The 23,039-nt window shown below is 63.9% G+C and carries 21 protein-coding genes; 13 read left to right on the forward strand and 8 right to left on the reverse strand.

The genetic code is table 11. The annotated features are described in order from the left end of the window. Positions 1 to 81: 81 nt before the first annotated feature. The 6 genes from ACSSVC_RS23005 to ACSSVC_RS23030 form a co-directional block, all read right to left on the reverse strand. Complete coding sequence (locus ACSSVC_RS23005; protein WP_346635278.1) at positions 82 to 489, reverse strand: c-type cytochrome; 408 nt, start codon at positions 487 to 489, stop codon at positions 82 to 84. 236 nt (positions 490 to 725) lie between these two features. Further along, a complete protein-coding gene (locus ACSSVC_RS23010; protein WP_346635277.1) occupies positions 726 to 1,529 on the reverse strand; it encodes an energy transducer TonB in 804 nt (267 codons plus the stop codon). Further along, positions 1,526 to 1,972, reverse strand: coding sequence for a protein TolR (tolR, locus tag ACSSVC_RS23015; protein WP_041118949.1), 447 nt, complete (start codon positions 1,970 to 1,972; stop codon positions 1,526 to 1,528). Before tolR ends, ACSSVC_RS23010 begins: the two co-directional genes overlap by 4 nt. 16 nt (positions 1,973 to 1,988) lie before the next feature. Next, positions 1,989 to 2,699, reverse strand: coding sequence for a protein TolQ (gene tolQ / locus ACSSVC_RS23020; RefSeq protein WP_236204130.1), 711 nt, complete (start codon positions 2,697 to 2,699; stop codon positions 1,989 to 1,991). An 81-nt stretch (positions 2,700 to 2,780) separates the two neighbouring features. Beyond that, positions 2,781 to 4,703, reverse strand: coding sequence for a phytase (locus ACSSVC_RS23025; RefSeq protein ID WP_404937236.1), 1,923 nt, complete (start codon positions 4,701 to 4,703; stop codon positions 2,781 to 2,783). A gap of 39 nt (positions 4,704 to 4,742) precedes the next feature. Next, entirely contained in the window at positions 4,743 to 7,265 is a 2,523-nt protein-coding gene (locus tag ACSSVC_RS23030) for a TonB-dependent receptor (protein ID WP_492611435.1), read from the reverse strand. 444 nt (positions 7,266 to 7,709) lie between these two features. Here ACSSVC_RS23030 and ACSSVC_RS23035 point away from each other — a divergent pair, with 444 nt between their 5' ends. The 11 genes from ACSSVC_RS23035 (at position 7,710) to ACSSVC_RS23085 (ending at position 19,431) form a co-directional block, all read left to right on the forward strand. Further along, positions 7,710 to 8,624: a GGDEF domain-containing protein gene (locus ACSSVC_RS23035; protein WP_346635273.1), complete on the forward strand. Its 915-nt coding sequence runs from the start codon at positions 7,710 to 7,712 to the stop codon at positions 8,622 to 8,624. A 9-nt stretch (positions 8,625 to 8,633) separates the two neighbouring features. Further along, a complete protein-coding gene (locus ACSSVC_RS23040; RefSeq protein ID WP_446439677.1) occupies positions 8,634 to 9,671 on the forward strand; it encodes an AraC family transcriptional regulator in 1,038 nt (345 codons plus the stop codon). 183 nt (positions 9,672 to 9,854) lie between these two features. Further along, positions 9,855 to 11,480 (forward strand): NADP-dependent glyceraldehyde-3-phosphate dehydrogenase, encoded by a 1,626-nt coding sequence (locus tag ACSSVC_RS23045; protein ID WP_446439678.1) that lies wholly within the window; start codon positions 9,855 to 9,857, stop codon positions 11,478 to 11,480. A gap of 128 nt (positions 11,481 to 11,608) precedes the next feature. Continuing rightward, complete coding sequence (locus ACSSVC_RS23050) at positions 11,609 to 12,652, forward strand: FUSC family protein (RefSeq protein WP_346635270.1); 1,044 nt, start codon at positions 11,609 to 11,611, stop codon at positions 12,650 to 12,652. Positions 12,653 to 12,986: 334 nt separating this feature from the next. Next, positions 12,987 to 13,523, forward strand: coding sequence for a CS1 type fimbrial major subunit (locus ACSSVC_RS23055; protein ID WP_346635269.1), 537 nt, complete (start codon positions 12,987 to 12,989; stop codon positions 13,521 to 13,523). A gap of 196 nt (positions 13,524 to 13,719) precedes the next feature. After that, a complete protein-coding gene (locus tag ACSSVC_RS23060; protein ID WP_492611436.1) occupies positions 13,720 to 15,855 on the forward strand; it encodes a TcfC E-set like domain-containing protein in 2,136 nt (711 codons plus the stop codon). Positions 15,856 to 15,881: 26 nt separating this feature from the next. Next, positions 15,882 to 16,550: a hypothetical protein gene (locus ACSSVC_RS23065; protein WP_492611437.1), complete on the forward strand. Its 669-nt coding sequence runs from the start codon at positions 15,882 to 15,884 to the stop codon at positions 16,548 to 16,550. Beyond that, positions 16,550 to 17,596: a hypothetical protein gene (locus ACSSVC_RS23070; RefSeq protein ID WP_492611438.1), complete on the forward strand. Its 1,047-nt coding sequence runs from the start codon at positions 16,550 to 16,552 to the stop codon at positions 17,594 to 17,596. The genes ACSSVC_RS23065 and ACSSVC_RS23070 overlap by 1 nt, the downstream gene beginning before the upstream one ends. 14 nt (positions 17,597 to 17,610) lie before the next feature. Next, positions 17,611 to 18,099, forward strand: coding sequence for a fimbrial biogenesis chaperone (locus ACSSVC_RS23075; RefSeq protein WP_346635265.1), 489 nt, complete (start codon positions 17,611 to 17,613; stop codon positions 18,097 to 18,099). Positions 18,100 to 18,102: 3 nt separating this feature from the next. After that, positions 18,103 to 18,648, forward strand: a complete 546-nt coding sequence (locus ACSSVC_RS23080) for a hypothetical protein (protein ID WP_492611439.1) — start codon at positions 18,103 to 18,105, stop codon at positions 18,646 to 18,648. Between the two features lie 69 nt (positions 18,649 to 18,717). Continuing rightward, complete coding sequence (locus ACSSVC_RS23085; protein WP_492611440.1) at positions 18,718 to 19,431, forward strand: hypothetical protein; 714 nt, start codon at positions 18,718 to 18,720, stop codon at positions 19,429 to 19,431. On the opposite strand, the gene ACSSVC_RS23090 is transcribed toward ACSSVC_RS23085, so the two are convergent. Together ACSSVC_RS23090 and moaB are read right to left on the reverse strand one after the other, a co-directional pair. After that, a complete protein-coding gene (locus tag ACSSVC_RS23090) occupies positions 19,428 to 20,633 on the reverse strand; it encodes a molybdopterin molybdotransferase MoeA (RefSeq protein WP_346635262.1) in 1,206 nt (401 codons plus the stop codon). The genes ACSSVC_RS23085 and ACSSVC_RS23090 overlap by 4 nt on opposite strands. Continuing rightward, positions 20,630 to 21,169: a molybdenum cofactor biosynthesis protein B gene (gene moaB / locus ACSSVC_RS23095; protein ID WP_102881605.1), complete on the reverse strand. Its 540-nt coding sequence runs from the start codon at positions 21,167 to 21,169 to the stop codon at positions 20,630 to 20,632. Before moaB ends, ACSSVC_RS23090 begins: the two co-directional genes overlap by 4 nt. Positions 21,170 to 21,394: 225 nt before the next feature. On the opposite strand from moaB, the gene mobA reads away from it, so the two are divergent. Together mobA and ACSSVC_RS23105 are read left to right on the forward strand one after the other, a co-directional pair. Further along, positions 21,395 to 22,012: a molybdenum cofactor guanylyltransferase MobA gene (mobA, locus tag ACSSVC_RS23100; RefSeq protein WP_492612583.1), complete on the forward strand. Its 618-nt coding sequence runs from the start codon at positions 21,395 to 21,397 to the stop codon at positions 22,010 to 22,012. Positions 22,013 to 22,120: 108 nt separating this feature from the next. Further along, a complete protein-coding gene (locus tag ACSSVC_RS23105; protein WP_346635261.1) occupies positions 22,121 to 23,014 on the forward strand; it encodes a LysR family transcriptional regulator in 894 nt (297 codons plus the stop codon). Positions 23,015 to 23,039: the final 25 nt, after the last annotated feature.

Raw genomic sequence — 23,039 nt, forward strand, 5'->3', positions numbered from 1 at the left:
CTGAAGGCGCCGAGGGCACCGGCGCCTTGCAGCAGCCGGCGTCGAGAAAGGTGCGTGACCATAAACGAAGACCTTGTCTTTTTATTGGAATGAGTGGCCGGACATGAAGCTGATCAGGGCCAGGAACTGCTCTTCGCTGCACTGCATGCACTGGCCCATGGGCGGCATGCCCTGGTAGCCGTTGATGCTGTGATCCAGCAGGGTATCGGCGCCCTGGGCCAGGCGCGGGGCCCAGGCCTTGGCATCCCCGGCCAGGGGCGCGCCGGAGGCCGGGTTGGCGTGACACAGCTGGCAGCTGCTGGCATAGACCTGGGCCAGGGCCGGGTCGGCCGGGCTCTGGCGCACAGCGTCGAGGCGCACGGCAGCAGGCGGTTCAGCCTCACCGCAAGCGCTCAGCAGCAAGCCCAGAGACAGGCCCAGGGCGCTGCGAATCAGCGAGCAAAAGTGACGCCGCAACGGGCGCGAACAGACGGGGGTAACAGTGGGCATCGGCGGTCCTCAGTGCGGCCAGGGCAAAGGGCCCGCCCCGACAACAGAGGCGGACCACACAGGGCAACACTAAGACACCCGGCCCTTGGGGTTGAGGGCATTGGCGGCCAGCCAAGGGGGCAGGCTCGGCCAGCCAAGGGGACAGGCTGAGCCAGCCAAGGGACAGGCTCAGCCAGGGCGCGCACGGTCAGCCAGGTGGCGGTCTGCACGGCGACGGGCGCACGCCTACCCCCGCCTTACTTGATCCGATAGTGAAAGGTGTTGCGCACCGCCGGCACTGTCACCGCCTGGCCATCGATCAGCCGTGGCTGGTAACGGAAAGTCGCCACCGCCGCCAGGGACGGGCGCATGAACAGGGGGTGGCAACCGTCGATGACCTTGGGGTTCTCCACCCGTCCCTGAGGGTTAACGCTGTACTCCACGGTGCAGTCGCCTTCCAGGTTCTTGTCCAGGGCCCGTTGCGGATAGTCCGGGGCCTCCTTGCTCAGGGGCTGGTACTGGCGGCTGTCGGCCGCCGCCTGGGCCGCCTGCTGACGCCCGCGCTCGGCAGCCAGCCGCGACTGTTCGGCGCGCTGGGCCTGCTCCTGGGCCAGGCGCTCGGTATCACGCTGACGCTGTTCGGCGTCCAGGCGCTCGCGCTGCTGGCGTTGCTGTTCCTGCGCCTGCTCACGCTTCTTGTCTTCCACACGCCTGCGCGCCAGGGCCGCCTGTTCCAGCTTCTGCGCCTGCACCTGGGGGTCCACCCGGGGCTTGGGGGGCTCCAGCGGCGCCGTAGGTGCCGGAGGTGGTGGTGCGACTTCAGCCACCGCCGGCAACGGTTCCGCGGGGGCGGCCGGCGGCGCCAGCATCACCAGTTGGGTGGTCAGTACCGGCGGTGTCTCGACCTGCGGTTTGTCCACCGACCAGCCCAGTACCAGCGCCGCCAGCACCCCGGCGTGCAGGGCCAGGGCCAGGGTCGCCGCCAGGCTGTTGCGCCAGAAGCCGGCAGTTGCGGAGCCCATGGGCAGGGCTATCGGGCTGTGCATGATCATCGCCGTCATTGCGGGGCCTCGGTCACCAGCCCCAGGTTGTGCACCCCGCCCTGCTGCAACGCCGCCATGGCCGCCACCACGCTGGAATAAGCGGCGTCCTGGTCGGCGCGGATATACACCTGGGTGTCGCCGCGCTGGGCAATCACCTGGGCCACCTTGGCGCGCATCTGCTCAAGGTCCACGGCGCTATCGGTCTGGTGGCGGGTATCGAGTTCGCTGCCCAGGTTCCAGTAGTAGCCGCCGCCGGCCTGCACCGACAGGGTGAGGATCTGCTGGCGGCTGTCGGTGGCCAGGGCCTCGCTGGCCACCTTGGGCAATTCGATCTTCACCCCCTGGGTGAGCATCGGCGCGGTGACCATAAAGATCACCAGTAGCACCAGCATCACGTCGATGTAAGGCACCACGTTCATTTCCGCCTTGGGTCCGTGCTTGCGTTGCGGCCGGGTCAACATCAGTTTGCTCCTTCTCTCAGGCGGCCACGGCCAGGTGACTCGGGGTGCCCTGCAAGGTGCGATGCAGGCGTACTTGCAGTTCATTGCCGAAGGCGTAGTAACGGGTCAGCAGGGTCTGGCTGCGGGCGGAGAAGCGGTTGTAGGCGATCACCGCAGGAATTGCTGCGAACAGGCCGATGGCGGTGGCGATCAGCGCCTCGGCAATGCCCGGAGCCACGGTGGACAAGGTCGCCTGCTGCACCTGGGACAGGCCGAGGAAAGAATTCATGATCCCCCACACGGTGCCGAACAGGCCGATATAGGGGCTCACCGAGCCCACGGTGGCGAGAAACTGCAGGCCCTTTTCCAGACGGGTTTCCTGCTCGCTGATGGCCACATACAAGGCCCGCTCCACGCCTTCCAGCACCCCTTCGCCGGCACCGCCTGCCTGGCCCCGCAGGTGGCTGAACTCCTGGTAGCCGGCGGCAAAGATCGGCTCCACGCCGCCTTCGGCGTTGCTGCCCTTGGCCACTTCGCGGTACAGCGGCAACAGCTCGGGGGCGCCGCGAAAGCGCTGGATGAAATCGTTGAAGCGCTGCTCACGACCGCGCAGCACCGCGCCACGCTGAATGATCAGGTACCAGCTGAGCAAGGATGCCAGGAGCAAGGTCAGCATCACCGCCTTGACCAACAGGCTGGCATCGCTGATCAGCCCCCAGATGCTCATGTGTTCGAGTGTGGCCTGCATGGTGGAACTCCTTCTCGGGTGCCCGCCAGGGCTGGCGGGGCTATTCGATGAAATGCAAATGACAAGGTGATGACCGCCGGCTCAGGGCAGCTTCAGGGCCTGGGTGACCTCGGCCCAGGGCACGAACTTGAAGTTCTGGGTCTGCTCGGGCATGCGCTTGCGCCCGTCCTGGACCACCAGCAGGCCCTGGCTCCAGGGCCCGCCGAGGTTGGCCGAGGTGACTTCCAGGCCGTCGGTTTCCGCGGCACCGTCGATCCCCGCCCGGGCATTCAGGCTGACCCGGAAGGCGCCGTGGGAGGCGAACGGCGGTTCGGCATCCAGCACCAGGTAGCTGTCGTTGCCCTGGCTGGAAATCACCAGGTAGTCCCGGGCGCTGCTCTGGTACAGGGCCAGCCCCTCGACATCGGCCTGCAACAGGCCGCCGACCTTGATCACGCTGTGCAGGGTCGCCGGTTGCTCGGGCCGGGCATCCACCGCCCAGACGCCGACGTCCTCCTCACCGAGGAACAGGCGCTGGCGCTGGTCGTCGGCGACACAGCCCTCGGGCTGGCTGGCCACCTTGAACTGGCGCACCAGTTCGCCCTGGGCGGTGCCGCCGGGGGCGCTCAGGCGGTACTGGACGAAGGTGCCGTCCTTGTCGTTGGCAATGGCGTAGATCTCGCCGCTGGCCGGCTGGAACAGGCAGATACCGTAGATTTCCTTGAGCGGCGTGGGCACCTCTCCGGCCTCGCTCAGCTCGCCGCTGGCCCGGTCGATGGCAAACAGGCTGAGGCTGTTGCGGTCGCGGTTGCTGGCCACGGCCAGGTCCACACGGCGCTCGCCGAGCTGGAAGTTGGGCCGCACATCGACATTGTTCAGGCGCCCCACTGCCAGCTCCTGCAACAGCTTGCCCTGCAGGTCGTAGGCCAGCAGACCCTGCTTCTTGTTGGTGCCCAGCACCCGGCTCTGGGACGGCTGCTGCGGGTGGACCCAGATCGCCGGGTCATCGGCGGCGTCGCCCTGGCGCCCCACCGGCTCGCTCTGCACCGCCGCCTGCACGGTGGGCAAGACCGGCGGCAGCGCCACTGGGGTGGCTTGCCAGTTCAATTGGCCCTGGTACAGGCGCCCGTCTTCGTCGTCGCGCAGCAGCACTTGCAGACCCTTGTCGCTGGCGCGCAGGGCAAGGTTTTCCGGCTCCTTGAGGCCGGCCAGGGGCAGTGTGGCCTGGGCCGCCCAGCCTTTTTCCTGCTGCTGGTAGAGGTGCAGTTGCGCGGCTTTCGGGTCCAGGCCGAGCATCCCGCCTGGCACCAGGGCCATGGCCCCGGCGCTTTTCCTGATCTCGCCGAAGGGCGCGCGCAGGGCCACCGGCTGGCGCGTGGTGTCGGCCTCGGCATGGGCCGGGTAGGCCCACCAGCCGACATTCTGCTCATTGACCAGCAGGTGCTGGGCGGCATCGTCCACCTGGCAGAACTTGGCCTCGGGAGGCAGTGGCAGGCCACGCACCCGCTGCGGCTCGACGCTCAACTGCGCACCGTGGCCCACCAGCCACTGCTCGCCCTTGCCCTCCTCGCCCACCAGGAACAGGAACAGGTTACTGGCCTCGTCGCGGTACAGGCACAGGCCGTTGACCGGGTAGTCGCGGGGTGGCAGGTACAGCGGCTGGCCCCAACTGCGGCTGGCCGGGTCGAGGCTCACCAGCAGCGCCTGCTGGCGCTGGTTGTCGAGGCTGGCCACCAACACTTGCTGGCCGGCGGCGCGGCTGTCCAGGCCATTGAACGAGCCCTTGAGCCGGGCCAGTTGCCGGCCCTGTTCATCCAGCAGCAACAGGCCTTCGCGCTCGCTGGCCAGCAGCCGGTCGGCGCCTGTGCCGGCGGGCACGAAACCCAGGCCGGTGACGCCCGGGGTCTGCTCGGCCCAGGGCTTGAGGTTCAGGCCGGGCACGCTGGGCGCGGCCAGGGCGGCGCTGCCGGCCAGGGCCATGCACAGGGCCAGCAGGCCGTTTCTTGCGGTCGATACAGTGCTCATCACAATCCTTGGGGGTGCAGTCGGGCAAGGGCCCGGTACTTAGAAATGGGTGAAGGTCAGGCCGAGCTTGTAGGTCGGGCCGTATTCCTCGTACTGGGCGTTGTAGGAGCGCTTGCCGGTGTAGACGAAGTACGGCTGGTCGGTGAGGTTCTGCGCCTCGAAGCTCAGTTGCAGGTTCTTGGTCAGGGAATACTTGGCGCTGAAATCGACGAAGGTCTGGGCATCCACGTGCAGGTCGTGGGCCTTGTCGTTGATGGACGCCAGTTCGAACAGGTAGGCCGACTTGTAGTTGGCCGACAGGCGCAGGCTGAGCTTGTCGTCTTCCCAGCCGAGCATCAGGTTGCCCACGGTGTCCGACTGGTTGGGCAGGTCGATGTCGCGCTTGCGGTTGACCCCGGCCTTCTGGTCGAAGCCCTCGATGCTCGCGCTGGAGCGGCTGAAGGTGCTGTTGGCGCCCACCAGCAGGCCGTTCCACGGCGCCGGCAGCCAGTCGAACTTCTGCGAGTAGGCCAGTTCCAGACCATACAGCTTGGCGCTGTCGCCGTTGGCGAAGCTGTGCGCCTCGGAGAACCCGGTCCAGGCGCCGGTGCCGGCCAGGTCGGTGTTGTAGACGAAGTTCTGGATGTCCTTGTAGAACACGAAGGCCGAGACGGTGCCGGCATGGCCCATGTAGTGCTCGATGCCCAGGTCCAGGTTGCTCGACTCCAGGGGCTTGAGATCGGGGTTGCCGAAGGTCGCCTCGTCGCCGTCGATGACAAAGCCCGGGGCCAGTTGGCCGAAGGTCGGGCGCACCACGCTCTTGGTCCAGGCCGCGCGCAGCTGGGTGTTCTTGTCCAACTGGTAGCGCGCATGCAGCCCCGGCAGCCAGTGCTGGTAGCGGCGTTTGGTGTCGGTGGCAGTGAAGGCACCGTCGGTGACCCCGGTACCCTTGGCCTCGAACTCGGTACCCTCGTAGCGCAGGCCGGCGATAAAGCGCCAGTCGTCGATGTCCAGGGTGTTCATGAAGTAGCCGGCATTGATGTCTTCGCGAATCTTGAAGTCGTTGACCCGGGATTCTTCCTCGTCATAGAAGGCCGCCTGATTCAGGCCGCCGATCAACTGCTTGATGGCGCCGCCACTGATGCCCGGGCCGAAGCGGCCCAGGGAATAGTCCACGCTGCCCTTCTGGAACTGCCCGAGGTTGAGCTGCTGATCAGTGAAACCCAGGGTGTCGAAATCCTTGTAGACCCAGGCCTCCAGATCGTTGTCCTTGTTGCGCCGGCTGATTTTGCCGCCGAACTTGAACTGCGCGGCATAGCCACTGAGGTCGTAGTCCCGGGCCAGGTCCAGGCGCAGGTTCTTTTCGGTGTCGGTGGTGTTCTGCTTTTCCCAGTCGACCTTGTCCAGGGTGAAGTTGGCCGCATCAAAGAAGCCTGAGCCGATCACCGGGCGCGGCTTGCCGTTGTCGTAGAAGCCGCTGTCGGAAAAATCGCTGTTGCCCTTGAAGGTGGCCCCGGCGATATGCGCCGGGCTGTCTTCGCTGGAGCGGCTGTAGCCGGTCTGCCCGCTGAGAGTCCACAAGCCCAGTTGGCGCTCGCCGCCGAACACGTAGGACTGGATTTCCTGGGTTTCCTCGCGCTGCTTGAGTTTGCGCTTGGCCTCAGCGTCGCCGCGATCACCCGCGGCCAGGGGGTCGGCGAACTCGATGCTGGTGGAGTTGCGCGTCTCGCTGTCCTTGTAGCGGCTGTAGAGGGTGCGCAGGTAATAGCTGCTGCTGTCATCAGGCTTGTAGTCGAAGTTCAGGCCGCCACCGGCGCGCTCGCGGCTGATGGCGTAGTCGCGCTGCTCGAAAGACTGCAACTTGGCGCCCTGGTCGAAGTCCCAGGCGCCGCCGGTCTCGACATTGTCGGAGCCGAAATCGCGCTTCTGCCAGCTCAGGGCCGCGGCCACGCCGAAGTTGTCGATGCCGTCGCCGAGGCTGAAACGGTTGCTCGCCGCACCGGAGAATTTCGGGCTGGTCTGGCGCGTGTTCTGGTCGTAGCTGGCCTCGCTGCTGCCGGTGTAGAACAGGCCCTTGTGGTCGAAGGCCGAGAGGCTTTTCACATCCACGGTGCCGCCCAGGGAATTGGCGTCCATGTCCGGGGTCAGGGTCTTGATCACCGACAGCGACTGCACCAGCTCCGATGGCAGCACATCCAGTGCCACGGCCCGGCGCGCGCTTTCCGGCGAAGGCACCAGGGTGCCGTTGATGGTCACGCTGTTGAGGTCCGGACCCAGGCCGCGGACGCTGACAAAGCGCCCCTCGCCCTGATCGCGCTCGATGCTGATACCCGGCAGGCGCTGCACCGCCTCGGCGACGTTCTGGTCCGGCAACTGAGCCACGCCGTCGGCATGCACCACGCTTTCGATGCTGTCCGAGCGCCGCTGCTCCTTGAGCGCCTGATCGACGCTGGCGGCCTGGCCGACCACTTGCACATGCTCGGTGGCGGCCGTTTCGGCGGCGCTCAAGCGTTCACTGGCGATGGCCATGGCCAGCGCGGTCAAGGTAAAGCTGACAAGCCCGGGACTGCTGCGCTTGTACATGATGGTCCTCCCCCAAGAGTCCGCTAACGCCGGGCAAGGGGCCCGGCAACTGGGAGGGCACGCTAGGGTTGGCGAATGACGGTTCTGTGACAGGCCTGGTCGACAGGTCGCCAAAACAGCCGTTTTCCCGGGTTTAGCCCCGGCAAATGAGCTGAATTGACCCCTGTGGGAGCGGGCTTGCCCGCAAAAGCCATCACCCGTCGGGCGCAGGTCTTGCGGGCCCCTTCGCCGGCAAGCCGGCTCCTACACATCCGTGGCGCACCCGCCGCCCCGTAGGAGCGGGCTTGCCCGCGAAGAGGCCCTTGAGGCTGCCCCATCCAGCAAAAAAAAACACCTGAACCCTGAGCTGATTCGACCCCCGGCGGTTTTTTCCGGCGTCACCCCAGTGTCATAAACATCTGCTGTGCTGACGCCCTCTCACTCCTGGCAAAAAGGATCGCGGCCATGTTCTGCGTGCTCAAACCCCACCGCTGGAAACTCGCCGCGCTGTTGCTGGCGGCCAATGCCGGGCTGCTGCTGCACCTGGCTTGCGGCAGCCTGAAAGCGGTCAGCGAATGGCAGTGGCTGGACATCATCGGCGAAGGCGGCTCGGCGCTGCTGGCCCTGGTCTGGCTGGGGCTGGTGCTCAAGAGCCGCCCCGCCGGGCGGGTCACCAACTACCTGGCCCTGGGCCTGAGCTGCATCTTCTTTTCCTGGTGGATCGACAGCCTCGACGAGTTCATCCGCCTGCCCGACAGCATCACCTGGGACCACTGGCTGGAGTCCGGGCCGATGCCCATCGGCATGATCCTGCTGACCCTTGGCATCTACCACTGGCACCGCGAACAGCTGGCCATCAGCGCGCAGATGGAAAAGAAGGAGCGGCTGTTTCGCGAACACCGCCAGTTCGACAAGCTCACGCCCCTGGCCGGCGCCGACTACCTCAAGCACCAGCTGGCCAGTAGCCTGGCCGACAGCCGCCGACAGCAGCAGCCACTGTCGCTGCTGGCCCTGGACCTGGATCACTTTGCCGCGATCAACCAGGACTACGGCCATGCCGAGGGTGATGCGGTGCTGCAGGCCCTGAGCCATGTGCTGCTGCTCAACCTGCGGCGCCAGGACCTGCTGTGCCGGCTGGCCGGTGACCGCTTTGTGGTGCTGCTGCCCAACACCGGGGAAAGCCAGGCACGGCTGCTGGCCCTGGAACTGCAACAGGCAGTGCAGGGGCTGGCGCACAAGACCCGGCAACACGGCGAGCGCCTGCACCTGGCAGCCAGCACCGCGGTGGTGATGGCCCTGGAGGAAACCCCGGAGGGGCTGCTCAAACGCCTCAACCTGGCCCTGGCCCGGGCCAAGCAGCCCCTGGCGAAAACCGCCTGAGGCGCCGTCATGACCGTGAAGACCAGTTGGTACGAAGCCGATACGCGGTTTATCCCCGGGCACTATCAACCGGCAGCGCTGATCGATCTGGCGCTGTCCCGGGACATCGACAGCCACCGCCTGCTGCGCGGCACCGGGCTGTTCCATGAGGACATCCTGGCCGGCCAGACCCGCCTCAGCCCGCAGCAGTTCCTGGCGCTGATCGGCAACGGCCGGCGCCTGCTGGATGCCGACGACAGCAGTTTTCTGTTTGGCCAGCGCCTGCTGCCCGGGCATTACGGCGCCGCCAGCCATGCCCTGCGCCATGCACAGAACCTGCATCAGGCCCTGGATGCCCTAGTGCAGCAGCAGGCCCTGCTCAGTCCCCTGGCCAGCCCGCGCCTGGTGATCGATGAACAACACGCCTACTGCTACTGGCTGGACAGCTGCGGCGCCGGCGAGCACTGGCGGTTCCTGCTGGAAGCCAGCATGACCTCGCTGGTGGCCATGAGTCAGTGGCTGGCCGGACAGCGCCTGCCCTGGGAATGCAGCTTCAGCCACAGCGAACCGCGCTACGTCGAACAGTACTGGGTGCACCTGGGGGAACAGACCCAGTTCCAGCGCCCCCTGGACCTGATGCGCATCCCCCGGCAATACCTGACCCGGCCCTGGCCGGGCGCCTCGGCCACCGCCGGCCAGGTGGCGCGCCTGGAGGCCGGCGAGCACCTGCGCCAGCTGGGGTTTTCCAGCAGTTTCCTCGATGCCCTGTACCGCTACCTGAAAGCCCATGTGCGCAGCATCCCGACCCTGGAACAGGCGGCCCAGGACTTCGCCATGAGCCCGGCGACCCTCAAGCGCAAGCTGAGCAAGCACCACAGCGGCTACCAGCAGCAGGTGGACCGGGTGCACAAGCACGTGGCCCTGTACCTGTACCAGATCAAGGGCTGGAGCAACGAGGCGGTGGCCGAGTACCTGAACTTCAATGACCCGGCCAACTTCCGCCGTTCGTTCAAGCGCTGGACCGGCAGCACCCCGACCCTGATCCGGCAGTTGCTGGGCAGCGGCTGAAACGTTTAATCTCGAACCACGACCGCCGACGCGCCGCAGGTCCGCACGCTTGTGCCACGGGCCGTCGCGCTCGCACGCCCGGTGCACAAACCGCTAAAGCGCCGGGCCATTCAGGCGTATAAACCATGGAGCGATGCCGCCGCTGTCACCGCGCCGGAGCCATTTCCAACACGGGGTAGAGTCATGACCACAGCCAATGTCCTCAACAACCTGTTTCCTGCTGCCGCCGACATCCCCGAAGCCTATCGCCTGCCCGAGCCGGTGGAGCAGCGCGACTACCTGGTGGACGGTGAACTGCGCACCTGGAACGGCCCCCTGGCCCAGGTCCGCAGCCCGATCTACCTGAGCGGCGCCGAGGGCGACACCCAGGTGATACTTGGCAGCACACCGCTGCTGGACGCCGACACCGCCCTCACCGCCCTGGACGCCGCCGTGCGCGCCTACGACCGCGGCCAGGGCGCCTGGCCAACGATGCGCGTAGCCGAGCGCATCCAGCACGTGGAAGCCTTCCTGGCGCGCATGCGTGAACAGCGCACGGCGGTGGTCAAGCTGCTGATGTGGGAAATCGGCAAGAACCTCAAGGACTCGGAAAAGGAATTCGACCGTACCTGCGACTACATCGTCGACACCATCGGCGCGCTCAAGGAACTGGACCGGCGCTCCAGCCGCTTCGAACTGGAGCAGGACACCCTCGGCCAGATCCGCCGCGTGCCTTTGGGCGTGGCCCTGTGCATGGGCCCCTACAACTACCCGCTGAACGAGACCTTCACCACCCTGATCCCGGCGCTGATCATGGGCAACACCGTGGTGTTCAAACCGGCCAAGCTCGGCGTGCTGCTGATCCGCCCGCTGCTCGAAGCCTTCCGCGACAGCTTCCCGGCCGGGGTGATCAACGTCATCTACGGCAGCGGTCGCGAGACCGTCAGCGCCCTGATGGCCAGTGGCAAGATCGACATTTTCGCCTTCATCGGCACCAACAAGGCCGCCAGCGACCTGAAGAAACTCCACCCCAAGCCCCACCGCCTGCGTGCAGCCCTGGGCCTGGATGCGAAGAACCCGGGGATCGTGCTGCCCGACGCCGACCTGGACAACGCCGTCAGCGAAGCCCTCACCGGCTCCCTGTCGTTCAACGGCCAGCGCTGCACCGCGCTGAAGATCCTGTTCGTCCATGAAAGCGTGGTGGAGCGCTTTATCCAGCAGTTCAACGCCAAGCTGCAAGGCCTCAAGCCGGGCATGCCCTGGGAGCCGGGCGTGGCCCTGACGCCGCTGCCGGAAAACGCCAAGGTCGACTATCTGCATGCCCTGGTGGCCGATGCCCAGGCCCACGGCGCGCGGGTGGTGAACCCTGACGGCGGCGCTTCCCGGGCTTCGTTCTTCTACCCGGCGGTGCTGTACCCGGTGAACCCGCAGATGCGCGTCTACCACGAGGAGCAGTTCGGCCCGGTGGTGCCCATCGTGCCCTACCGCGACCTGGACACGGTGATCGACTACGTCCTGGAATCGGACTTCGGCCAGCAGCTGAGCCTGTTCGGCAGCGACCCGGCAGTGATCGGCCGGCTGGTGGACACCTTCGCCAACCAGGTCGGGCGGATCAACATCAACGCCCAGTGCCAGCGCGGGCCGGACACCTTTCCCTTCAACGGTCGCAAGAACTCCGCCGAGGGCACGCTGTCGGTGCATGATGCGTTGCGCACCTTCTCGATCCGCACCCTGGTGGCCACCAAGTTCCAGGAGCGCAACAAGCAGCTGATCAGCGACATCATCCGCAATCGCGACTCCAGCTTCCTGACCACCGACTACATTTTCTAGACAGTGTTGCCGGGCTCGCCAGGGGGCGAGCCCCTCCCTTAATCTGCCCCTGAATCAGCCACTCATCAGCTATTGGAGAAACCGGTCTGGGCCCGTTCAAACACCTGCGGGGCATCCACCTGCCCCCCTTGCTGCAGCGCCTGCTGCGTCCCGTGCTGGACCCGTACCGGCGCTACCGTCACGCTCGTCTGATCCACGCGGTGCGGGTCGCCCTCGGCCTGATCGCCACCATCCTGCTGACCACCGGCCTCAACCTGCCCCACGGCGAGTGGGCCTCGGTGACCATGCTGGTGGTGATCGGCGGCCTGCAGCACCACGGCAATATCGGCAAGAAAGCCGCCGAGCGGGCCATCGGCACCCTGGTGGGTGCCGGGGTCGGCCTGGTGCTGGTGGTGCAGCAGGCATACTTCGGTCATCCCTGGCTGACCTACCTGGGGATGTCGGCGGTCTGCGGCTACTTTTCCTACCACGCCATCGGCAAGGGCGGTTACACCGCGCTGTTGGCGGCCATTACAGTGTTCATCGTCGCCGGCCATGGTGACAACCAGATCAGCGACGGCCTGTGGCGCGCGGTGGACATCCTCATCGGCATTGCCCTGGCCCTGGCGTTTTCCTTCGCCATTCCGCTGTACGCGGTGTACTCCTGGCGCTACAACCTGGCCAGCGCCTTGCGCGACTGCGCGCAGTTGTACGGACGGATCATCCAAGGCCAATCGGTGACCGACGACGAACACCTCAAGCTCCTGGGCCGGGTCAACGCCGCCATGCTGCAACTGCGCTCGCTGATGCCTTCGGTGTCCAAGGAAGTGCGGATTTCCATGACCGAGCTGGACGCCATCCAGCGCAATCTGCGGATGTGCATCAGCACCCTGGAGATCCTCGGCAACACCCGCCCCGACGCCAGCGACCCGCACGCCATGGCGCAGATGCAACTGGCGCTCAAGACCGAGCACCGGCAAATCCGCGTGCAGCTGATCGGCATGGCCCGGGCCCTGCAAACGGGTGTCACCCAGCGCCTGGAGAAACCCCTGGAAGGCCATGCCGATAACGCCCTGGAGGCGCCGCTGTATAGCGCCCTGGACGGTTACCGGCTGCTCACCCGGCAGTTGGCCGCGACCCTGGGCGAGATGCGCCAGCGATTGGCCAAGAACGCCCGGCACTGGAAGATCTGAATCAAGTGCAACCCTCAAGCGTCGGTCCAGAGTGACTTCTGGACACTAGCCAGACAGTCACTCAGTTTTTCAACCCGCTCGCACAACACTTTTCACAGACCCGACCTTATTATAAAAACAACTTAACAACGCCACTTCCGCCCCTGACAACATATTGAATCACCCCCGCTTTCAGGAGGTTCTTGGAGAATTCCAAGAACCTTCTTGTTCCTTTCCAAAACTAAAATAGCGATCATTATTGCGGGTTACTTACTACTAGTCACCCATGCATATCAAAAAGTAACCCACATAATAAAGTTACTTTTCCGCCTCACTTTTTAGTACGGAAGTCATCATGAAGCTTAAAAACATCCTCATCGCCATGGGCTTGAGCGGTGCACTTATTGGCATGGCACATGCCGCGCCAAGTTCGACGAACATCGTCTCCAAAAAAATTACACTCACCGCACAAATCAACGATGCCATGTTTGTTTCCAAAGCGGATGGCACGACCTGGTATGAAACTGAGGAACTGGAGCCCCTGGACCAAACCCAGAAAGCTTTCACCAAGACTCTGCCGATCCGGGTCTGGACCAAAAATAGCGAGTTCAATGTTTCGCTGGCACAACCGTTGAAAATGTCCAACGGCACTTATGAGATGACCAACACCACAGTCAGTATTTTTCATGCCGGCGGCGAAGGTGCAGTGACCTTCGGCAAGCCGTTGAAAGTGACCCAGACAGTAGCCGGCAACGGTGGTTATGACGAAGTGCACAATCTGAAGATCAGCGCCAAGGCACCGACCAAGACCGAAACCGGCCCCAGCACCGATGGCAGCTACAGCGGCGACCTGGTCATGCTTTTCGAGCCTGTTGCCGCCTCCGGCAGCTAAATCGCAGCGCCCCGTCTCATGAGCCCTCCCGAGGGCTCTTCTTTGCTGTCACTGGAAACACTCAGGCATGCGCCCGTATAAACTTTCCCATCAACTACACAGACTTCTTGTGTGCGTCATTTCGCTTGTCTCGACCCAAGCGCTCGCTCAAGTAAAGATCACCTATGGAGTTCCTGAAGGTTTTAGCGCGGTGGAGATGGAAAATACTGCACGTTATGTCGCCACCTATAATGGTCGAACCTTACCCGGCTTTATCAGTTATTCCCTGGAACAGAGTGGCCTGGTGTTCGACTCGGCGCAATACAGAGAGAATGGCATTGCACTTGAAGACCTGCGAACAATCAAACGCATTCTCACCGAAATCAACTATAAGCAATGCACTAACGGTTGCGACCTGCGCGTGGCCGATCATTATGTAACCCTCGATAAAACCCGGCGTACACTGAGCATTCGCAATACCCGCGAAGACTATCTCGCGCCTACAACTTCCTGGGGCCTGATCAACAATCAGTCCCTGGACCTGCGCGGTTCTTCCGACCGTTATCGCGCCCTGAACTTCAACGGCAATACCTGGCTCGGCTTACCGGGGCGCAGCTTTGGCTATATGAACTGGTATGCCAACCGCAGCCGCAGCAGCAACGGTCAGAGCAGCAGCGATCAGGGCATATCGTCCTATTACCTGCAGAAGAACTTTGCCGACACCTATGTGCGAGCCGGCAAGCAAAACAGCATCGACTTCGGCTCGGGCTCGGTCAGCACGGTGCTCTCACCCAGTTTCGACCAGTTCTTGACCTTGGGCAGCCAAGGCAACCTGCGCAGTAACCGTGACGCCGGTTCCCTGGTGCTGTTCTCCACGGCCGAAGGCAACTACGAGTTCTATCGCAACGGACGTCTGGTGCTCAAACGCCCCGCTGCGCTAGGCCGCAATGAAATCAGCTTCCTCGATCTTCCGGGTGGCTACTATCCCATCGAAATTCGCCTGGTGGACCGCAACGGCGGTCTGGTGAGCCAGGAAACCCAGGACGTCAACAACCTGAACTTTACCGGTGAAGGGGCAAACTCCTGGCGCGTCACCGCGGGCAAGGATATGGAAGAAGGCGGACAACTGTTCGAGGCCGCCCTGAGTCGCAACCTCAGCCAGCTCTATTTGAATGCGGCAGCCGTGGCCAGTGACAGTGCAAGCTGGGCTTCGGAGATCAACCTCTCGCGCCCCACCACAGTGGGCAGCCTGAACCTGTCACCCACGCTGGGGATGTTGTCTGGCGAGCGGGGTTCAGGCGGCTACGTCAACCTGAACCTGAGCGATGAGATGCTCGGTAGCCTCATGCTCAGTCGCTATCAAAGCCGTGAGGTATCGCGCTTCTATTGGGGAACGCCCAGCACCAGTCTTTCGTACAGTAAAAACCTCGGGGGTGTGCTGTTCGCCTACAACTATCGAACCTTCAGTGGCGCCGAGACCCAACAGGCTGAAATACGCTGGAACTACCGGCCCAACGGCCTATGGTCGACGTTTTCGCTGGGGGTGCAAAAAGGCGGTTCTCTGCCGGGTGATAGCGATTACACCCTCTACGTCAACCTGTCGTGGATGCTCGATCGGTCCCAGGCGAGCTTGCGCGCCGCGCAGTTTGGCGGCCAGACACAGGTGACCGCTGACTACCGCAAGACCTTCCAGGACAGCTACGGCACCTCCTCCAGCGGCCTGACCGTCAATCGCAGCAATGGCATGAACAACATCAACGCCTATGGCAGCCGTTCCGGTACCCGGGGCGACGCCTCGCTGAACGTCGGCCACAGCGATGACGCCAACAACCTCGACTTCAACTACCGCGGCATGCTCGCGGCCAATAGCCAGGGCATGGCCCTGGGACGCTACAGCAGCAGTGGCAGCGCCATGTTGCTGGAAACCCCCGATCTCAAGGGCACCCCCTACGGCTTCAGCGTGGAAGGTCACCCCGTGGCAGGAGGCAGTACCTACGCCGTGCCCCTGGACCAATACGGCGATGTGCCCTTTGCCCGAGTCGTGAGTGCCAGCCAGGACATGGACATGAACATCGAGGTGCCGGCGAACATCGTCCGGGCCCACCCTGGGCAGGTGTACAACGCCCGGGCCAAGGTGGATATCAACATGGTCTACAGCGGCCTCCTGGTGGACGCCAGCGGCCGGCCCGTGGGCGGCAGAATCCTCGAAACCGGTGATACCGCCTATCCCAACGGCCTGTTCTCGATCAGCCACAAGGCGGTGCTGAACAGCATCACGGTGGAACAGGCGGGGCGCCAATACCAGTGCGACCTCACACGTACCGTCAAAGGCAGCTACTACCCGTGCCAGTAACCCAACCCTCCAAACAGGAACCCACCATGACATTGCGTACCACGCTGCTGGCGCTACTGAGCTGGACTGCACTGGCTCAGGCCGAGGGCGAGTTGCTGGTCATGCCCGCCAGCCTCAAGGTCTACAACAACCACGAGCACTCGGTAACCGTGCGAAACGTCGGCGACGCTCCACTTTACCTGTCGATCAATCTGCTCAAGGTGATGAACCCGGGGCTGGAGCCGGAGCACAAGGTGCCTCTGCAGCAACTCGATCGCCCGGGCATTCTTGCCAGCCCGGACAAACTCACCCTGGGCCCTGGCCAAAGTCGCGCCATCAGCCTCAAGTCCCTCGCCGAGCCGGGGGCCGAAGAACTGTTTCGCCTGTACATAGTGCCGGTGCGCTCCATGCAGGTGGAAGAAGCCCCCCAGGACAAGATCAGCGCGCCGATGTCGGTGGCCGTGGGTTACGGCGTGCTGGTGCGCCACATGCCGCCGCCGGCCAAACAGCGATCGGGCTGGTCACATCGCTGCGATGCCACGGGCCTGACCCTGGAGAACACCGGTAACGTCCGCCTGGTGCTGTCGGAAGTCGAGGTGGATCGCGGTTCGCACAAACGCAAGGTGGCCTTGTTCCCTGGAACGCCCCAGCACTTCAACGGCAAGCGCCTGAGCCTGCTGAGCAATGATCAGCCACAGACCCTGGAATGCCCCTGATGGATACACAACAGCAGTCACCGATCAGGATCACTCCAACTACCGCCCTGCCCCTCAAGGGCTGGGGCTGGAAATTGCTGTGCTCTGGGTTGCTGGCCTACCTGGCGCTGGGAGCGGGCGAGGCATCCGCTCTGGTCTTGAAATACAGCAACCTAAGCAACGGCTATAGCAGCTGTAGCTTCAAGGACAACGGCAATGGCACCAGCACTTTGCAGGTGACCATCAGCTACAAGGCAGCATCGGGTCATACTGACGGCAAATCGTTTACTTCACGGGGAGTTCTCATCTACACCTACGACGCCAATGGCAAGCTGAAAACCAGTTCCACAGTTGCCAAGAATCTGACGCTGGGCGGCAGTAAATCCTCGAGCGCCTACACCGGGGAGGACTACGTGATCTATTACGGCAGCAATAGCCCATGGGCAACCTCAAGCGCCGTTACCACCACCGTTGAGCTACAGGTCGACAACTCAAATATCGCAGCCTGGCCTGCCGTCGGTGTACGCGCAGGCAACTACACAAATAGCAATGACGTGGGCGAAAGCACCGGTCTGGCCTACCTGTCATCGACCACCAAGGGCGGCGACTGTCGCGTACTGACGGACGCGAACCTGCCTCCTCCGCCCGTGGATACGACCATCACCATGACGGCGCCGGACTGGGATCTGGGTGAGCTGCTCAGGGGCGAGGAAACCCTGAAGACCTTCAACGCCAGCCAGGATCAGCTGTGCTTCACCTATGACGGATCGAAGTTCATCACCTATCAAAAGTTCATCATCAACGCGAGCAGCGAAAATGGCCTCTCGGCCAACGGTCGCTACCAGCTCAGGAACCTCGAGGACAGCTCGCAAACCGTGCCGTACACGGTAGCGCTGAACAGTGGCAGCACCCTGGTGCCCTTGCCCAACACCAAAAATGCCCTGTTGTCCCTGAGTGCCGACGGCCGCACCTGCTTTGTGCCAACGTTCAGGACATTGGCCGAGAAGTGGGTGAAAGGTGGGGCGTACAGCGATGTACTGACCTTCACCATCGTGGCCAAGCCCTAGGAAAACCTCTGCCGATGAACTATCCCATCGTGGTTTTTCTGCTCTTGCTGTCGCTCTGGTCACCTGTCGGCCTGGCAGCCGGAGTCCTGAAACTGTCTCGCACAGAGTTGCGCTTCACCCCCGACGAACCTCAGGGCGAGCTCTATGCACAGAACACCGGCGATACCCCCCTGTACCTGGAAGTGGATCAGCGGCTGGTGCTTAACCCGGGGCAGTCCCCCGAGCACCTGCTAGCCATTCATGAAGTGCAGCGGCCCAGCTTGCTGGTCACCCCCAGTCGGCTGGTACTGGCACCGGGGCAGAAGTACCGGATGACCTTGAAAGCCCTGAAGTCTCCCACCAGCAATCAGGTCTGGCGCATCACCTTCAGGCCCCGGGAGCGCCTGATAGTGGAGGCCGGTACGGACGCCGGACAGCCGGCGCCCCTGGCCGTGAGTGTGGGTTATGGCGTGGTGATTTATCAGCGGGCGGCGAACCACAGGTCCCCGGCCCATCTGGAGTAGCACATGAACAAAACAGTAATCGCCTGCTGGCTAGCGGTCCTGGGGGCACTCCCGGCCCTGGCGCCGGCGGATGTGATCCTGCAAGGCAAGACCCGTAGCAAGATCAGCGCCTACCTGAAACCGAACAACAACCTGTTCGTCACCGACGACCAGGGCGGATGGTTCGATCAGGGCCTGGAGATGGTGCAACTGGGAGGCTGGAACACACCCTACGAAGTGCAGGCGCGGCTGCGCATTGTCTCGTCCACCGGGGTCTTCCAGGTGCGCCTGGATGAACCGTTGCAGATTCGCAACGCCAGCAACGCCGCACAGGTGTTCCTGCGCCCCAAAATCAACCTGGGCGCAGAAGGCGAGATGCCCAAGACCCTGGCGGTCGGCCTGGGCACGGAATTCAACAACCCTCCCCGGCCAGCGCCCGGAGAAGACTCCACCGGCTATTACGGCCTGACGGTCTCGGCCTATCCACCCGATGGCAGTTTCAAGGAGACCACCGGCGCCTACAGCGGAGTCTTGTCGCTGACCTTCGAGCCGGTGATTACCGACCCTTGATCCGTACCGTTCGCGGCCGTGCCTAGCAAGGGCCGCCGGCCTGGCTTTAGTCCTTCCCATGGGAACCTCATGAAACTCTTTAACCTGTGTACGCGCGTGCTGTTGTCGTGGTTGGCGATGATTGCGCCGGCCTTGGCACTCATCGATATCCAACCCCAGATCAGCGAGGTTCGGGACACACCGATGACGGTGGAAATCACCAACAAGGGGCAGCGTCCTGAATATGTCTCGATCAGCCTGTCGCGACTGATCAACCCGGGAGTCGAGCTGGCGGATGAGCGCCTTGAACCCATCACCCAAACGGTCCGGCCCCAGCTCTATGCCTCGCCCTTCCAGCTCAAGCTCGCCCCGGGGCAGAGCAAGACCGTCACCTTGAAACCCCTTGAGTCGGTGGAGCAGGAGCAGGTTTACCGCCTAGACATAAAGCCGGTCATGAACCTGCTGGACCCCAAGCAAACGAATATCGCCGGCAGCGTAGTGATCAACCTCGCCTTCAGTGCACTGGTGCGCCAATTACCGCTGAAAGAGACGGCTCGGCTGGAGGTGCACTGTGAAGCCGAGGGTGCGCGTTTTTTTGCCACCGGCAACACCCGCTATCTGGTTGAAAACGCCATCGTCGATGGCTCGCCCAATGAGCCATTCAATGTGTATCCAGGCGTCCCGTTGCTGTTGAAAGGCACGAAGATTCAAGCGCCTGAACAACCGCCCTGCTCAGGTGCCGGTCAGGGTGGGCCTGGCGCATCAAAACAGCACGCCACGGCCCGCCTCGCACCGGGAATCTAGAACAACTCGCTGAAGGGAATGAAACGCGCCGAGTCGCCCACCTGCAGGGTATGGCCTTCAAGAATCTCCACCAGGCCATCGGCCCAGGACGCTCCCAGCAGGACCCCCGAGCTCTGGTTCGGATAGAGCACGGCGCGGCCGTTTTCCAGGCGTGCCCGCAGGTATTCCCGGCGGCTGCCGGCCTTGGGCCAGTTGAAGGCCACGCTGACCGGCACACTCAAGGGCGCGACCTGCTCCACTCCCTGAATCCGCAACAGGTAGGCCCGGGCCAGCAGGCCGAAGGTCACCAGGGCCGAGGCCGGATTGCCCGGCAGGCCGATCACCGGCACCTGGCCGAAGTGGCCCACCGTCAGCGGTTTTCCGGGTTTGATGGCGAGCTTCCAGAACAGCGGCCGACCGTTGTTCCTCAGCACCTGGCCCAGGCAGTCGGCATCCCCCGCCGAGACGCCACCGGTGGTCAGGATCAGGTCCGCGCCGTGCTGCAACTGCTCCAGCCTGAGCCGGGTCTGCTGTGGCTGGTCGGGAAGAATCCCGGCGTCGATGACCTCGCAGCCCAGGGTGTCGAGCCAGTGGCGCAGTAAGGTGCGATTGCTGTTGTAGATACAGCCCGGGCGCATGGGCATGCCCGGCTCCAGCAGCTCATCGCCGGTGGACAGCAACGCCACTCGCGGACGGCGCACCACTTGCAGCTCGGTGCAGCCCTGAGCGGCAGCCACCGCCAGTTCGAAAGCCCCCAGGCGTTTGCCGGCTTGCAACAGCACCTCACCGGCCCGGTTCTCCTGGCCTTGGGGACGGATGTTCTGTCCCGGTTTCAGCGCCTGGGTGAAGCGTGCCCGGCCATCTTCCAGCCACTCGACATTCTCCTGCATCTCCACGCAGTCAGCGCCAGCGGGCACCGGGGCGCCGGTGAAGATCCGCGCACAGGTGCCCGGCTGCAAAGGGTCGCCGGGCTGCCCGGCAAACACCGTCTGCGAGACCGGCAATGGCTCACCGTCCCAGTGCTGCAGGTTCAGGGCGTAGCCGTCCATGGCGCTGTTAGGCCAGGGCGGCAAGTCCAGGGTCGCCACCAGGTCAGTGGCCAGCACCCGTTGCCGGGCTTCATCCACGGCCAGGGTTTCGCTCTCTGGCAGGCGCTGGGTATCGGCCATGGCCAGCAAACTGGCCAGTGCTTCTTCCAGCGACATCAAGTGGCCCTGGCTCATCCCCGGGACTCGCAGGCCTGCACCGGTTTGAGGTGCGGCACGAAATTGCACGGCCGATGGCGGGCATCCAGTTGCTCGGCAAGGATGCCTTCCCAGGCGGTCCGGCAAGCCCCGGTGGAGCCCGGCAGGCAGCACACCAGGGTGCCGTTGGCCAGCCCGGCCAGCGCCCGGCTCTGTACCGTGGAGGTGCCGATATCGAGGATCGAGATGGCGCGAAACAGCTCGCCAAAACCGTCGATGTGCTTGTCCAGCAGGCAGCTCACCGCTTCAGGGGTGCTGTCGCGGCCGGTGAAGCCGGTGCCGCCGGTGATCAACACCACCTGGATGCGCTCATCGGCGATCCAGGCCGCCACCTGGGCGCGGATCTTGTACAGATCGTCCTTGAGCAGGTTGCGTTCGCTCAGAGTGTGGCCGGCTTCCAGCAGACGACTGACCAGCAGTTGCCCGGAGGTATCCGTGGCGTATTCCCGGGTATCGCTGACCGTCAGCACGGCCATGTTCAAGGGTACAAACAACGCATCCGACTTCACGCTCATGTCATTCTCCGACCGGCAAGATAAAAACCATGGGTGCAGGCTAAAGGCCCGAAAGCGCGGCTGTCTAATCGTTCTGGCTGACCGGATTATCGAGGCGCTCTATCGTCTGGCCCCAGGCAACGGCGCGTTGATAAGCCGGATCAATCGGCCATTCAACAGTTCCGATTGGACGTGCCCGAAGGACAATGCCATCGTTTGCGCCACCTACTTGATATGCGTCCCGCCATGACCCCGATCCAGCCTGCACCCGCCTGTTCCCTGCCCTGCTCGATCCTGCTGCTGGCCGGTGGCCGCGGCTCGCGCATGGGCGGCCAGGACAAGGGCCTGGTGACCTGGCACGGCCAGCCGCTGATTGCCCATGTGCAGGCGGTGGTGCGGCCCTTCAGCGATGACCTGATCATTTCCTGCAACCGCAACGCCGAGCAGTACCGGTCCTATGCCGATCGTTTGGTGGCGGATGAACAACAGGACTTTCCCGGCCCTCTGGCGGGCGTGCTGGCAGGCCTGGCAGTGGCCCGGCATCCCTGGCTGTTGGTGCTGGCCTGCGACGCGCCGCGGATCGACAGCGCGCTGATCCAGGCGCTGCTGGATGCTCGCGCAGAGGACGCCCCTCATCCGCTGATGGTGCAACAGGCCGGGTACTGGCAACCCATGTTCAGCCTGATTCCCACGGCGCTGGCAGCGAGCTTGCGCCAAGCCTGGAACCTGGGTGAACGCAGCCTGCTGCGGGCCCTGGCACCCCATGGACTGAGCGCCCTGCCCTGCGCCGCGGACGACCCGCGACTGAGCAATTTCAACACCCCTGAACTACTGTCTGAAACAGACCCCAGGCCCTTGGCCTGAACGCCGAAGGTGTTCCCCGAAGGTCCGGCCCGGGAAGATTGAAGGCCTTTCCATAGGCCGGACACCTGCGTTAATACTGACTCCGATTTCCTCACAACAGGTGCCATTGTGGACATCAAGCAACTCAAGTTTCTCATCGCCCTGGAACAGACCCGGCACTTCGGCCAGGCCGCCGCGCGCTGCCACATCACCCAGCCGACCCTGTCCATGCGCCTGCGCAACCTTGAGGACGAACTGGACCTGATCCTGGTGACCCGAGGCCAGCGCTTCGAAGGCTTCACCGAGGCCGGCGAGCGGGTGCTGGCCTGGGCCAAGACCCTGCTGGCGGCCCACGACGGACTGTTCGCCGAAGCCGCTGCCTGTCGCGGGCAACTGGTGGGTAACCTGCGCCTGGGCCTGGTGCCGCTGAGCGGCTTCAACCCCATCAGCTATGTGCAGAAGCTCTCGGCGAGCTTTCCCGAACTCAAGTTCAGCCTGTCGTCCGCCAGTTCCGACCGGATCATCGAGGACATCGGCAACAACCAGCTGGACCTGGGGGTCTGCTACCTGGACCACGTCAACCCCAACTACCTGGACTTCTTCGAGATCGGCGAGACCCGGGTCGGCCTGCTCTATGACACCCGGCACTTTCATTTCGAAGGCAGCGAGATGAGCTGGGAGGACGCCGCCGAACTGCCCCTGGGAATGCTCAGCACCGGCATGCACTATCGCAAGTCCATCGACCTGAGCTTTCGCAGCCGCGGCCTGAACCCGACGCCGATCCTGGAGAGCGATTCCACCTACCAGCTGTTCCAGGCGATTCACGAAGGCTTCTGCTGCTCGATCATGCCCCTGGACAGCGGCCTGGATTCGCCCATCGACAACCTGGCCTTTATCCAGCTGCCGGATGCCAGCGTGCTGGCGCCCCTGGGCCTGGTGATGCGCAAGACCGAGCCGCGCTCGGCGATTGCCGAAAAGTGCTTTGCCGAAGCCAGGAAACTCTTTGCCATCAAGGCCGAATGAACGCCCCCGGGGCCAGCGTGCCCCG

This window comes from Pseudomonas sp. E1BtOHC1, assembly GCF_058744285.1.

Excerpts from the sequence above, each read along its gene's own strand:
- ACSSVC_RS23005 (WP_346635278.1), bottom strand. The coding sequence starts at position 489 with ATGCCCACTGTTACCCCCGTCTGTTCGCGCCCGTTGCGGCGTCACTTT.
- ACSSVC_RS23010 (WP_346635277.1), bottom strand. The coding sequence starts at position 1,529 with ATGACGGCGATGATCATGCACAGCCCGATAGCCCTGCCCATGGGCTCC.
- tolR (WP_041118949.1), bottom strand. The coding sequence starts at position 1,972 with ATGTTGACCCGGCCGCAACGCAAGCACGGACCCAAGGCGGAAATGAAC.
- tolQ (WP_236204130.1), bottom strand. The coding sequence starts at position 2,699 with ATGCAGGCCACACTCGAACACATGAGCATCTGGGGGCTGATCAGCGAT.
- ACSSVC_RS23025 (WP_404937236.1), bottom strand. The coding sequence starts at position 4,703 with ATGAGCACTGTATCGACCGCAAGAAACGGCCTGCTGGCCCTGTGCATG.
- ACSSVC_RS23030 (WP_492611435.1), bottom strand. The coding sequence starts at position 7,265 with ATGTACAAGCGCAGCAGTCCCGGGCTTGTCAGCTTTACCTTGACCGCG.
- ACSSVC_RS23035 (WP_346635273.1), top strand. The coding sequence starts at position 7,710 with ATGTTCTGCGTGCTCAAACCCCACCGCTGGAAACTCGCCGCGCTGTTG.
- ACSSVC_RS23040 (WP_446439677.1), top strand. The coding sequence starts at position 8,634 with ATGACCGTGAAGACCAGTTGGTACGAAGCCGATACGCGGTTTATCCCC.
- ACSSVC_RS23045 (WP_446439678.1), top strand. The coding sequence starts at position 9,855 with ATGACCACAGCCAATGTCCTCAACAACCTGTTTCCTGCTGCCGCCGAC.
- ACSSVC_RS23055 (WP_346635269.1), top strand. The coding sequence starts at position 12,987 with ATGAAGCTTAAAAACATCCTCATCGCCATGGGCTTGAGCGGTGCACTT.
- ACSSVC_RS23060 (WP_492611436.1), top strand. The coding sequence starts at position 13,720 with ATGGAAAATACTGCACGTTATGTCGCCACCTATAATGGTCGAACCTTA.
- ACSSVC_RS23065 (WP_492611437.1), top strand. The coding sequence starts at position 15,882 with ATGACATTGCGTACCACGCTGCTGGCGCTACTGAGCTGGACTGCACTG.
- ACSSVC_RS23070 (WP_492611438.1), top strand. The coding sequence starts at position 16,550 with ATGGATACACAACAGCAGTCACCGATCAGGATCACTCCAACTACCGCC.
- ACSSVC_RS23075 (WP_346635265.1), top strand. The coding sequence starts at position 17,611 with ATGAACTATCCCATCGTGGTTTTTCTGCTCTTGCTGTCGCTCTGGTCA.
- ACSSVC_RS23080 (WP_492611439.1), top strand. The coding sequence starts at position 18,103 with ATGAACAAAACAGTAATCGCCTGCTGGCTAGCGGTCCTGGGGGCACTC.
- ACSSVC_RS23085 (WP_492611440.1), top strand. The coding sequence starts at position 18,718 with ATGAAACTCTTTAACCTGTGTACGCGCGTGCTGTTGTCGTGGTTGGCG.
- ACSSVC_RS23090 (WP_346635262.1), bottom strand. The coding sequence starts at position 20,633 with ATGAGCCAGGGCCACTTGATGTCGCTGGAAGAAGCACTGGCCAGTTTG.
- moaB (WP_102881605.1), bottom strand. The coding sequence starts at position 21,169 with ATGAGCGTGAAGTCGGATGCGTTGTTTGTACCCTTGAACATGGCCGTG.
- mobA (WP_492612583.1), top strand. The coding sequence starts at position 21,395 with ATGACCCCGATCCAGCCTGCACCCGCCTGTTCCCTGCCCTGCTCGATC.